This is a genomic window from Clostridium sp. AF29-8BH, from assembly GCF_003478145.1.
Classification (GTDB): domain Bacteria; phylum Bacillota; class Clostridia; order Lachnospirales; family Lachnospiraceae; genus Otoolea; species Otoolea fessa.
In genome coordinates this window covers 1-12,464 of the sequence record NZ_QUEL01000007.1, presented here as the reverse complement: position 1 = coordinate 12,464, position 12,464 = coordinate 1, and the positions used below count along the sequence as shown (strand labels likewise).

Annotated in this window: 12 protein-coding genes and 2 pseudogenes; 9 read left to right on the top strand and 5 right to left on the bottom strand. The window is 40.9% G+C overall.

Going from position 1 to position 12,464, the window contains the following annotated elements; all coding sequences use genetic code 11:
- Window positions 1-41: 41 nt before the first annotated feature.
- Genes DWZ16_RS06310 through cobI form a run of 4 tightly spaced genes read right to left on the bottom strand, consistent with a single transcriptional unit; the run spans window position 42 to window position 2,883 of the window.
- Window positions 42-593: a hypothetical protein gene (locus DWZ16_RS06310; protein ID WP_118522471.1), complete on the bottom strand. Its 552-nt coding sequence runs from the start codon at window positions 591-593 to the stop codon at window positions 42-44.
- A gap of 25 nt (window positions 594-618) precedes the next feature.
- Window positions 619-1,362: an ABC transporter permease gene (locus DWZ16_RS06305; protein WP_243021941.1), complete on the bottom strand. Its 744-nt coding sequence runs from the start codon at window positions 1,360-1,362 to the stop codon at window positions 619-621.
- Complete coding sequence (locus DWZ16_RS06300; protein WP_118491399.1) at window positions 1,353-2,195, bottom strand: ABC transporter ATP-binding protein; 843 nt, start codon at window positions 2,193-2,195, stop codon at window positions 1,353-1,355. The genes DWZ16_RS06305 and DWZ16_RS06300 overlap by 10 nt, the downstream gene beginning before the upstream one ends.
- Window positions 2,188-2,883 (bottom strand): precorrin-2 C(20)-methyltransferase, encoded by a 696-nt coding sequence (gene cobI / locus DWZ16_RS06295; protein WP_333489804.1) that lies wholly within the window; start codon window positions 2,881-2,883, stop codon window positions 2,188-2,190. The genes DWZ16_RS06300 and cobI overlap by 8 nt, the downstream gene beginning before the upstream one ends.
- Window positions 2,884-3,472: 589 nt before the next feature.
- On the opposite strand from cobI, the gene DWZ16_RS06290 reads away from it, so the two are divergent.
- From DWZ16_RS06290 to DWZ16_RS06265, 6 genes are all read left to right on the top strand, one after another.
- A complete protein-coding gene (locus DWZ16_RS06290) occupies window positions 3,473-4,168 on the top strand; it encodes a polyphosphate polymerase domain-containing protein (protein ID WP_118467688.1) in 696 nt (231 codons plus the stop codon).
- An 11-nt stretch (window positions 4,169-4,179) separates the two neighbouring features.
- On the top strand, window positions 4,180-4,857 hold the full coding sequence (locus DWZ16_RS06285) for a DUF4956 domain-containing protein (protein WP_118467686.1): 678 nt from the start codon (window positions 4,180-4,182) through the stop codon (window positions 4,855-4,857).
- Window positions 4,841-6,340 carry a CotH kinase family protein gene (locus tag DWZ16_RS06280; RefSeq protein ID WP_118522470.1) on the top strand — a complete coding sequence of 500 codons (1,500 nt, stop codon included), beginning with the start codon at window positions 4,841-4,843 and terminating at the stop codon, window positions 6,338-6,340. The genes DWZ16_RS06285 and DWZ16_RS06280 overlap by 17 nt, the downstream gene beginning before the upstream one ends.
- Window positions 6,341-6,343: 3 nt before the next feature.
- A complete protein-coding gene (locus tag DWZ16_RS06275) occupies window positions 6,344-8,518 on the top strand; it encodes a hypothetical protein (protein ID WP_118522469.1) in 2,175 nt (724 codons plus the stop codon).
- A 509-nt stretch (window positions 8,519-9,027) separates the two neighbouring features.
- A complete protein-coding gene (locus tag DWZ16_RS15340) occupies window positions 9,028-9,606 on the top strand; it encodes a HEAT repeat domain-containing protein (protein ID WP_147353096.1) in 579 nt (192 codons plus the stop codon).
- The gene (locus DWZ16_RS06265; protein ID WP_118522468.1) at window positions 9,603-11,006 is read left to right on the top strand and encodes a glycosyltransferase family 2 protein; all 1,404 of its coding nucleotides are present in this window, start codon (window positions 9,603-9,605) and stop codon (window positions 11,004-11,006) included. The genes DWZ16_RS15340 and DWZ16_RS06265 overlap by 4 nt, the downstream gene beginning before the upstream one ends.
- A gap of 492 nt (window positions 11,007-11,498) precedes the next feature.
- Here the strand turns inward: DWZ16_RS06265 and DWZ16_RS06255 are convergent, their stop codons facing one another.
- Window positions 11,499-11,657 (bottom strand): helix-turn-helix domain-containing protein, encoded by a 159-nt coding sequence (locus DWZ16_RS06255; RefSeq protein WP_333489807.1) that lies wholly within the window; start codon window positions 11,655-11,657, stop codon window positions 11,499-11,501.
- Between the two features lie 11 nt (window positions 11,658-11,668).
- Here DWZ16_RS06255 and DWZ16_RS06250 point away from each other — a divergent pair.
- The 3 genes and pseudogenes from DWZ16_RS06250 to DWZ16_RS06240 all read left to right on the top strand — a co-directional run.
- Window positions 11,669-11,779: pseudogene (locus DWZ16_RS06250) on the top strand (AraC family transcriptional regulator); the annotation flags it as partial.
- 132 nt (window positions 11,780-11,911) lie between these two features.
- On the top strand, window positions 11,912-12,049 hold the full coding sequence (locus DWZ16_RS15415; protein ID WP_181357141.1) for a hypothetical protein: 138 nt from the start codon (window positions 11,912-11,914) through the stop codon (window positions 12,047-12,049).
- Between the two features lie 270 nt (window positions 12,050-12,319).
- A pseudogene (locus DWZ16_RS06240) lies at window positions 12,320-12,464 on the top strand (peptidase E); the annotation flags it as partial.

The window sequence follows — 12,464 nt, the reverse complement described above, 5'->3', positions numbered from 1 at the left end:
GTGACTGTGAAGGTACTGAACAGTTACGAATCCCTTTTAATTTAAGTCCGGCGTTTCCCCGTATAATCCCGCTTCCGGCGTTCATTTACGATATGATTCAGAATCCCGCCACCGATAATAATAACGGCTGCCATCATCAGCACACGTTTCGCCCCTTCCTGCGGAAGTGTGCTCTTAGACGCAATCGACGTAGTATTGAATTGAAGGGTATATTCGATTTCATGAGGCGTTCCCATCGCCAGTGTATCCGCCCTGACTGTAAGTTCTTTTGTCAGATCCAAAACAGGGATCGTAAAATGAGAATTTGCGTCCTTGGCACTTTCATTCTCGTATTTTCTATTATCTACCACCATGTAATCATAATTGGAACTGCTCCATGTGATGGATATGTATGCCGTTCCATCTGTCACCGTCAGAAGAGCAGGACTTTGGATCGAAGCCTTTCCGCTTCCTCCGGTCATCGTTACCTCGATGGCATATTCACCATCCTCCAGGGAAAGTAGCGTTCCAGCACCTGCCTGTGCCGTCAACGTCCACCGGCTGCTAAATAAGATACAAATGATTCCCAGAAGAATGAAACCTATTTTTTTCATAGACAGAAAACTCCTTCCCCTGTGTTTATAAATTCTTTTTCTTATACAGAAACCAGGACGCAGCAACCGAAAAACACGCCAGATACAGAAGCAGGATCCCAATCGTTGTATAAGAAAATGCCTCATGATTGGCGATGCTGCGAAGCGCCGCACTGGTCTGCGATAACGGCAGATATTCAATCACCTGGCGCAGACCATCCGGCATACTCCGGGCTGAAAAGAATGTATTGCACAGATATGCCATCGGCATAATCACGTAATTCGAAAAGCGCGGCACATCGGCATGGTTTTTGGCATAAAAAGATACCACAACTCCAATTGTGGAAAACACAGATCCGTTTAAAAACATTAGAAGGAACGACCAGCCGTTAAAACAGAGCCCCGTTCCGATCGGCAAAATCAGAAGAATAATCACGGCTCCCGCATATAATCCCCGGAGACTTCCGCCGATGATCTGTCCCGCGATGAACTGCCACAGCGGGGTAGGAGAGATGATGACCTGGTCAAATGCTTTTTCGTACAATCTCTGGACGTTTAAATTCTGGGCGATAGCATTGAAACTGCCGTTCATGGTCGTCAGGGCAACCACTCCCGGAATCAGAAAGTTCAGATACGATTGTCCGTGCGACATGGTCTGGATTCCAAGACCAAACACCAGAATATATAAAAGAGGGGCAATCATGGCAGCCAGCGTGATTTTATAAAAATCCCGCCGGAATTCTACCCATTTTTCCCATAACACAGTAAGAATACCCATTTTTACCGGCATTCCAGCTGCTGCCCGATTGTCTCCAGAAATACATCTTCCAATGTCGTACTGCGAAGCGCTGTTTCCTGTTCTGACGCGGACAAATACTGAATTGCCTCCTCCTTTCCATGAAAATAGTGTGATTTCAGCCCATCTGGTGAAGTCTCATCAACCGCATACCGCCCCAGCGTCTCTATCATATGCCCCGGAGCATCTGTTTCCTCCAGACGTCCACCGCACATAAAGCCGACACGGTCACAAAGCGTTTCTGCTTCCTCCATATAATGCGTTGTCAGAAGAATGGTAAGCTTTTGCTGATTCAGCTTTTTCAGAAGATTCCACATCTGACGGCGGGCAAATGCATCCATCCCTGCAGTCGGTTCATCCAGAAGAAGGATTTCCGGTTCTGTTAAAAGTGCCCGGCAGACCATCAGCTTCCGCTTCATGCCTCCGGAAAGCTTTCGGACGGTTCTCTTCCGATAATCGATCAACCCGCAGAATTCCAGCAATTCCTCTGACCGCTCCCGAATCTTTTTGATCGGCATATAATAAAGACGTCCCTGATATTCCATAATCTCGTTCATCGTCATATCCTGACGCATCGAGTATTCCTGCGTAACGACACTGAGTTTTTGTTTCAGCTGATTTTTCTGACGGGTCAGCAGCTCTCCGTTGATCCAGATTTCACCCGAAGTCGGAAGCAGGAGAGTGGAGAGCATTCCGATGGTGGTCGTTTTTCCGGCACCATTCGGTCCCAAAAGCCCAAAGAACTCGCCTGTCTCAATTTTCAGGTTCAGATCCTCGACCGCCAGAAAATGATCGTATTTTTTTGTCAGATGCTTTAATTCAATCATGGTTCCCTTCCTTCACGACAATAATCGAATAATAACTTGCCCGATCTGGAATTTCATCGATTTTATGATAAATATGCTCCTCTGGCATACCGCAATTTTCGATCATGGTACCTGTCATATGCTTTTCTTTCAGGGTCGCCTTGACAAGCGGCATCTTGGAAGCTGCTTTCATCAGAACCTTGGTACCTGGAAGTTCCAGCGCCGCCTCAATATCATAAGTGGACGGAATAATATGAAGCTGTTCTGAGCGGTCGACAAGACTGTCCTGAAGCTTGGCGCTGACCGCGCAGAAGGACGGAATGCCATTGATGATTTCAGTTGCATAACCATGTGCTTTTACAATTCGATGGATATAAATATAGGTACTGTAAATCGTCGGATCTCCGAGCGTGAGGCAGGCAACATCCTTCCCCTGTTCCAGCTGCTTTATAATCTGATCCGAGGCAGCCTGGTATGCTGCATTTAAAACAGCTTTATCTTTTGTCATCGGAGTAGTGAGGTTTAAGCATTCCTTTTCATCCAGATTTTCCACGATCCCACTGGCAATTTTATAGGAAACTGCATTTTCCTTTCCATCCGCCGGTACCGCAATCACCGGGCACTTCTGAATCGTGTCAACTGCCAGATACGTCATGAGCCGCGGATCGCCCGGACCTACTCCTACGCCATATAAGGTTCCTTTTATCATAAACATTTCCTTTCTGTGAAAACTGTGAGAAATTCAAGTGTTCAACTTTTAAAATTTTTGTACGATGCCTTTTTTGCTTTTTTAATAAAGTACGAAATTAGCCTTTTTCATCGAAAAATTTAAAAGTAAAAAATTTTGTACTTTATAGTTAGTGGTTAATAAATGGCTTAGATACAAGGATTATAGCATAAAGTACAAAAATTTCAAAATGCACTTTATTTCAGAATGTACTTTATTTCGAAACAGAATAAAGTACATTTTCAAATCGCTCCATTTTGGAAATTTCATAAATAGTGGAATAAAGTGGGTTACAAGAATTCCAAAAGCAGTTATCCGCAAAAAGGGTTAATGTCAGTGGAATGTATTTTGGATATGTTCCCCAAAATGGAAAACAAATACAGATGAGCTTACCCGATGGCTTTGACTGTTATCAGTCTACACCATCGGTTTCCTCAAGTCCAGCTAACCCCTGAATAGTAACTGAGAGGTCATTGTATAGTATGAAGTTGTATTCTAGACAGAAGAATTTTTTGGATGTATACTATAGAGTTGGATTTACTAAAAAGCAAAAGCAGGAGGAAATAATACTGTGCGCGATGTACTGCGAGAAGAAAAGAAATTTCTGCTGAATCAGGCAGAAGCTTTAAAACTCCGGAATTATCTGTCAAATGTGGTTCATACCGATTTACATAATGGACCAGATGGTTACCAGGTACGTTCTTTGTACTTTGATTCTTTGTCAAATCGGGATTTTCAGGAAAAAGAAGATGGTCTGGAGTTAAGAAGAAAGTTTCGTTTGCGGGTATATAGTCCTGATGCGGATTTTGCACTGTTTGAAATGAAGCAGAAGCAGGGACCATATCAGCGAAAGCGGTCATTAAGATTATCCAGAAAGGAAGCGCAGGCTCTCATTGAGGGTGATTATTCTGTACTTTTAAACAGTGGCAGTGAGTTTGGACAGGAATGTTATTCAATTATGGAAATGTGGGCATACCGTCCTAAAACAGTTGTAGAATATGACAGATTTGCATTTATCGCGCCAGAAAACTCTATTCGAATAACCTTTGATTCCAGAATACGGGCTAATGAAGTGAATTTTAATGTGTTTGATAGAAATCTGGTGTTAAACAGTGTAATGTCGCCTTTTGCTGTAGTGCTGGAAGTAAAATACAATGGCTTTTTGTTAAGCTATATCAAGCATATGCTTCTGCCCGTTCAGAAAAGCGAGCTTTCCGTGAGCAAATATTGTATGGCAAGACAAATTGGCTGTAACTACAGGTTTTAGGAGGAAAGGAAATGAAAGAGACGATTTATAACCTGCTTGCCCAACAGGGGGATATGACCTGGCAGCAAATTATAATGCATATTCTGGTAAGTGCTGTCATTGGTCTGTTTATTTTTATTTCATATGTGATTTCACATAAGGGAACGATTTACAGCAAAAAATTTGGAGTAACACTGATCGTTCTGACGGTTATGACAGGAACAGTTATGACTGTCATAGGAAACAATATTGCATTGTCGCTTGGTATGGTCGGTGCATTATCTATTGTGCGTTTTCGAACTGCAATAAAAGATTCCAGAGATACTGTATATATTTTCTGGACGATTATTGTGGGAATATGCTGTGGAGTTGGAGATTATCTGGTTGCTGCAGTAGGCAGTTCTGCTATTTTTCTTATTTTTCTTATCATGGGAGCGATTCGCAGTGATAACCGTATGCTTTTGATCATCCGTGCAAAAAGAAGCCGCTGTGAAAATATAGAATCTCAGGTCTTTCGTTATTTTGGGACTGGTGTCGTTCTTCGGGTAAAAAATACGACAGAGGAAAATGCTGAGTACATTTATGAATTATCCAGAAAAATACTGGAGAAAGTTCAGAAACAGTATCCGGCTTTAACAGATGATTTCTATAACCTTGGACAAATCGAAAGTGTTAATATTGTAGCTCAAAGCGATGAGATTTATAACTGATATGAAATATAAAATAATAGGATTTATATGCTGCTTTGCGGTTATCCTGATTGCCGTTTTTGCGCCATTGTCTTATAAGGACTACCGAAAAACAGAGAGAATTCATCAGCATGAACAGGAAATTCCCCAGGAACCATGTACGGATCCTGCGGATGGCGGTCTGTGTACATATCTTCCGATTGTCAAAATTGATACAGATGGGATAGAAATCCCGGGAAGACCCATTAAGGATGATGGAAACAACCGCATTTATACACGCGCTACGGATGGGGAAACTACAATTGCTGCTCAGATGGATATAATTGGGAATGACAGCAAAGAGTACCATCATGCAAATGAAACGGCAGATGTCTCTTCTGAAATCCGTATACGAATGAGAGGTAATTCCTCAAGAAAGTTTGATAAGCCAAGCTATGCCATCAGACTTGTAGATAAAAAAGGGGAAAACAATTCGCTTTCCATTATGGGAATGGATGCGCACCATGAATGGGTATTATACGGTCCCTGGCTCGATAAAACAGCCATACGAAATTATATGTTTTACAATCTTGCCGGAGAAATGATGTCTTATGCGCCAAATGTAAGATTCTGCGAAGTAATTCTTAATGGTGAATATGAAGGTCTATATGTAATGACTGAAATGATAACCGGCGGAAAAGATGGCGCCAGGCTGGGACTTCGTGTAAATGCCAAGCGCAGCACATTTTCCGGATACCTGCTTCGCCTGGATCATCAGCATGCGGGCGAAGAAGCTTTAAACAGCTTTACAACGTATACCTACAAAACCCCCTTCCTGCTGCAGATAGAATATCCCGGAAACAGGAACAGGGATGCCAGACTGACAGAAGAAATCCGACAGGATTTTTCAAATTTTGAAAAAACTCTGTATTCATATGATTATGACAGGGAAAAACATGGCTACACTTCTATGATAGATGTAGACAGCTTTGTAGATTACTTTATAATCAATGAGCTTTCCAGTAATGCAGATGCCGGAAACTATTCCACTTATATTTATAAGGGAACCGACAATCTGTATCGTATGTGTGTATGGGATTTTAATAATGCCTGCAATAACTATTTCGAGGAGGAACTTCCTTATACAGGATTTTTCCTGAACAACCGATTATGGTTTGAAATGCTTATTAAAGATGAGGATTTTACTGAACGGATCATCCAGCGATATCATTCCCTGCGAAAAGGTCTGTTAAGTGAAGAATCACTTTATCGTTATATCGATGAAACCCTTGATTTTATCGCACCAGCTCTTGCAAGAAACGATGCACGATGGGGAAGTGTGGAACAGCAGGCAAAGGGACTTCTGGTTCCGGTATCGAGAAATCTTGACAGCAGATCTGCCGCTGAAGGACAATTAAAAGGTTACTTGCGAAACAGAGGAAAATGGCTGGATGAAAACATTGAGACTCTGCGTCAGTATTCAGCATCCTCCCGTGTAAAGCAGTATAATGAGGTTAATGATTAAAATATGAAACGATTTATTATCAGTATATCTGCCATCATTCTGCTTGTATTTATTGGATTTATAGCTGTGTTTTATGGCGGATTTTATGTAGACTCAGGCCGGGACAATCATGTAAACACATTTGTCCGGACTGAGAATAAAGAGATACTTATAAAGGACAAAGATAAGTGGAAACCATTTGAAGTCAGAGGAATTGACATGGGAAGCGGTATTCCAGGTGAATGGTCTACCGATTATGCGATCACCAAAGAAACCTATCTGCGCTGGTTTCAGCTGATCCAGGAAGCAGGAGCAAATACGCTGAGAGTCTATTCTGTCCAGAATCCGTCTTTTTATAAAGCGTTCTATGAATACAATTCCCAACATGAGGAGCCGTTATATTTACTTCAGGGAATCTGGGTAAATGATTATATACAGAACTCCCGAGTGGATGCATATGCCGACTCCTTTGCAGGAAAGCTTCTGGATAATTGCCTGGTCACTGTAGATGTGATCCATGGAAAACGACTTATCATCAATAATGATGCAGATACAAGTACAGGACTTTATTTACACGATGTCTCGAAATGGGTGCTGGGATATATTATCGGAAATGGATGGGAAGATACAACCGTTGCATATACAGATGAGAAATATCCGGATATGGAACCGTATAAAGGAACCTATCTTACTGCTTCAAAAGATGCTTCTGCCTTTGAATCCCTGCTTGCAGAAACAGGTGACAGGATGCTGTACTATGAATCAACAAGATATGATGAGCAGCGTCTGCTCTCCTTTTCCAGTGGAAATGCAACAGATCCCTTTGATTATCCTAAAGAGATTGCAGAATATTTCCGAAAATGTGCCCGGATCGACGCAGAACATATAACTGCAACTGATAAATTTATATCAGGTCAGTTTGCCAGCTACAGTGCATCTCCATATGATCAGGATTACCTTTCCTGTATGGAATACACAACATGGAACAGCTTGTCTGATAAAAAGATTGACTTTAGTGACTGTATCACTCCTGACGGAAAACGGAATACTTATCGGGCATATTTAAGACTTTTAAACGAACATCATACAATGCCGGTTTTGGCTGTTGAATTTGGTGCAGCCACAGGACGAGGTGAGATTCAGGAGAATCAGGTGACCAGCAGAGGACTTGGATACTATTCTGAAAAAGAACAGGGAAAGATTCTGGTAGATTGTTATGAAGACATTATGGCTGCCGGACTTTCCGGAGGCTGTGTCTATTCCTGGCAGGATGAATGGTTCAAGCATACCTGGAATACCATGTATGCTGTAGATTTAAGCCGTAATATTTACTGGGAAGATGCTCAGACAAATGACCAGCATTTTGGCTTGCTGGCATTTGACTGTGGGGAAAAAGAAAGTGTTTGTTACGTGGACGGGGATACTTCCGAATGGACGGATAAAGATATGGTGATCCAATATGAAGACGGCTCTTTCATCAGTGTGAAGTATGATGCCTCCGATGTTTATTTATATCTCCATAAAAAGGGCTTTGATCTGGAAAATGACACGCTGTATGTTCCGGTTGATACGACCCCTAAAACAGGCAGTACCCGTATGGAAAATTGTACAGCAGAATTTGAAAGACCTACAGATTTTGTACTGATCTTAAATGGAAAAGATAATACTCGTCTGTTGGTTCAGGATCGGTATAATCCCATTCATGCCAATTATGAGGAAGATATTACAGGAGAAGATTCTTATATTGATCCACCGGCTCGGGATAGCGCTGTATTCGAAAATATCTGCATGGTATTACGGGATGTTATTGGTCAGTATCAGGATGTTGCCACACCGTTAAGAACCTTTGAAAGTGGAAAGCTGTATTATGGTAATGGAAATCCATCTGCATCTGCTTATGATTCCAGGGCAGATTTTATCTGTAACGGAGATGATGTGGAAATTAGAATCCCATGGCAGCTGCTGAATTTTTCTGATCCGTCCCGAATGCAGATTCATGATGATTATTATGACGGAAATTATGGCATTGAAGCAGTGGGGATCAAAGAGATGTTTATAGGTCTTGGCAGAGAAGGAAATACTATCGAGATGGGACGGCTTAAACTGAAAGGATGGGAAAATACAGTATCTTACCATGAAAGATTAAAAGAAGCATACCAGGTTCTGAAGACATACTGGACAGGAAAGGAACACGAATGATAGCACAATTTGTGATTGTTTTTTATTTTATTGTCTGTGTGGGGATTATTCTGTTTAACTGCTTCACAGAGATAATTTCAAGATATCGTTCCTGTGTTCTGAAAAGGAGGGAACAACGATATTGCGAAGAATACAGACAGCTGTTTTTAGATAATATAACGGAAAATAAAAAGCAGGAAAAAAGGCTGGTTAAAGAGCTTCAGTCAACCAGTAGACTTCTGACGTTCAGTGAAGCATTATATAAAGTTGAAAACCGTATGCCGGAACAATTCCAGCAGGGAATAGCATCTGTAAGTCGGCTGATGGAAGAACTGATACCGGTTTATAAAAGAAAATCGGATATGGAAAAGGCCTGCTTGGCTTATGTATTTGCCATATTTCATATGACGAAATTCCAGGCTAAGGAAATTGTTTTCCCATTTCTTTTTGACCTGCTTAGAAATAAAAGTCTCTATTGCAGAGAGAATGCTTTGCGGGCGTTATACAGTTCAGAAGATATACACGCAGTTATGCAGGCATTGGAATTCCTGAATGCAAATGAGCAGCTGCTTCCGCATAAAAAAATACTTGTAGATGGACTTCTTTCCTTCGATAAAAAAGAAGAACTGATACCACTCCTTTGGAAAAAATTGAGTGAATTTCATCCAAGGATGCAGGTAAACCTGTTGGATTATATTCGATATGCATCGTCAAACTGGAAGGATGAAATGCTGTCTATGTTGGAAACAAGCCAGGATAGGGAAATTCAGATCGCATGTGTCCGCTATTTTGGCAGATATCAGGATGAACGAAGTGTTTCTTTTTTGCTTCATCACGCCAAAGAAGAAAAGGAAGGGGTCTGGGAATTGCAGAATGCCTGTATTTCCGCTCTTGCTATGTATCCCGGACCGCAGACACTGGAAATTTTGAAAAAAGAGATTTCCAGTAAAAACTGGTATGTCCGTCATAATGCTGCAAAAAGCCTTGCAGTTCTGAATACAGATAGGGACGCATTAGCTGATATTTTACAGGGAAATGACCGCTATGCAAAAGAAATGTTAGAGTACCAGTTAGATGCAGCAAAAGCACAAAGGAGGGCGGGTTTATGACCGATGCATTTCGTTTTTTTCTGGAATGTGTCAATCTGTTTTTTATTATATATCTGATTGGATATTCCAGCTTTTTGTTTTTGTCGGTTGTAGCAGGAGCAATTGAACTGTACAAATCATACCACCTTGAACAGCTGCACAATAAACTGTGGCAAAGCTATTACATACCGGTTTCCATTCTTGTTCCGGCTTATAATGAGGAGATCACGGTGAAGGACACAGTTACTTCACTTCTCAACCTGGATTATAAACTATATGAAATTATAGTGATAGATGATGGTTCTAAAGACAAAACATCTCAGATCCTGATTGATGCATTTCATATGGAGCGAGTGGCGCGCCCGATCCGTCATCTAATCCAATGTCAGCCCGAGGAAGATGTTTATGAATGCCCGAACCAGAAAGTACCCATTACTTTGATCCGTAAGAAGAACGGCGGAAAAGCAGACAGCCTAAATGCCGGAATCAATGCAGCCAGGTATCCTTGGTTTATCTGTATGGATGCGGACTCTATTTTACAGCATGATTCACTGGAGAAAATCGTTCGTCCGGTTCTGGAGGACGAAAATGTAATAGCCGTTGGTGGAAGTGTCCGTCCAGCCAATGGTGTTGTCATAAAAAAAGGTCATGTGATAAAATATAGGCTGCCTAGAAATATAATAGCAAGAATGCAATCCCTGGAATATGACCGTTCTTTTCTGGCAGCACGTATCCTGTTGGATAAAATCAATGCAAACATGATCATATCCGGAGCTTTTGGATTATTTGAGAAAAAAACAGTGATTGCCGTAGGCGGATATGACAGCAGTACAATGGGCGAGGATATGGAACTGGTAGTCAGACTTCATGAATTCAGCCGCATGAATCGTAAGCCATATAAGATTGATTTTGCACAGGATGCCATCTGCTGGTCGCAAACACCGGAAAAATTAAGTGAATTGGGCAAGCAGCGGAAAAGATGGCAGAGAGGATTGTTCCAGTGTATGTGGGGACACCGTAAAATGCTGGCAAACCCACGGTACGGAGCTGTAGGACTTTTATCCTATATTTATTTTCTGTTTTACGAATTATTGTCACCATTTATTGAACTTTTTGGTATACTTACAATGGTTTTATCTGTGATGATGGATATGCTAAATGTGAAATTTATGCTGGTATTTCTTGCCTGCTATGCCCTGTATGGTATTTTACTCACATTAACTGCATATTTTTCAAGAATCTATACCATTGACCAGAGGCTTTCTTTTCGAGAACTGAGCCTTGCTATTACTGCTTGTTTTTTTGAAACAACTTTTCTCCGCTTTTATCTGGCATTTGTCCGTGTGACTGCATTTGTGGGATACAAGAAGAACAAACTGAACTGGGGTAAACTGGAAAGAAAGAAAATGAACGGAATATAATTTTATTACTATGTCAATTTAGATTGATCGAAACGGCGGGAGGAAGTCTTGATTTAGCTGCGGGAAAAATAAGATTTGAGACTATATTACAATGGGTTATCAGTCATCAGAAGTAATGATTTTGGGAGAGATACCTTTACGGCATCTCTCTTTTTGTTTCATAGGAAATTGCGTCCTATGTCACATTATTTAAATAATCCATGTTACCGAGTGCTCTGGAAATGCCCTAAAAGTAAAAAATAATGCGGATGCAGTAGGAGCATTTAATATCCTGCGTAAATATCTTTCCGTATCCGGAAAACAGAAAGAACTGTCCGTAACCGGACTAAAGAATCCAGAAATAATAAAAGTAGCTGTATAGCCGAAAGGTAAGCAGTAGTGGTGTCATGGACGCACCCTGAAAAAAGGCGGTATCCCGCCAGATTTCAGATGCTCTGGTAACTTAGTTACCGAGTAGTTCACATAAATTGGATTCTTATAATATTATGGTTTTCAGAACTTATTTCTTATCTTTTGGTATTCTCTAGGTGAATATCCTTTTAGCTTGTGGAAGAGTCGGCTGAAATAAAGCTGGTTATCATACCCGACAATCTTAGAAATCTCATTGATGGAATAAGTTGTTGTTTCAAGTAAAATCTGAGCATTGGTGATTCGGATTCCTACTGGATAGTGGATTTGAAAGTCAAAGAACGTTTAACCGAACATTTAAAGAAAGATACAAAATATCGCCGAGTGACTATCGGAGTAAATGCGTGAAAGATATGTTGTTATAAACGGTTCTATTAATGGAAAAGAGCTTTCTGTATCCACAAAGAAAAATCCGGAACGGAAGTTTCAGACGGAAACCCATACCGTTATAGGAAAAGCAGCCGGAGACTTCCAGAACCAACAGAAGATCCAGAAAAATGATCGTGAACAGAGGCTGGCAGGAATCTACTACAACCGAGGAAGAAATGCAGGCTGTAAACCGGAACATCAATGAGCAGAAAACGCAGACCATCGAGACGCTGCGGCAAACCATTAAGGAATGGGACATTTCATGAAGAATTGGAGAAACTGTTTCCAGAATTAAAATAGACACATATAATTGAACCGGCCTTTCATACATTGAGAGGGTATTCTTAATCAAAACATAAGGGAAATCCGTATAGAAATCAATGAAGATACAAAGGAAACAATGCAGGAGAAGATTAAACGGATGTCGGTTACAGAAGCAAGCCGAATGGCAGTGTACTAAAATTTGGTGGATGTAACTGAAGAAAAAATATGATATAATGTGAGTAACAAGTCGGGATTTATAAAGGAGAATATTGATGAAACTATTTTTATGTTCGCACTTTTCAAGTGTAGGAAGTCTGATAAAGGAAGAAATTGAAAATAAGAAAGTCGCATTTATTCCAACAGCTTCACTGCGTGAAGGCTACACCGGTTATGTCGGCTCGGCTCGAAAATTATTCA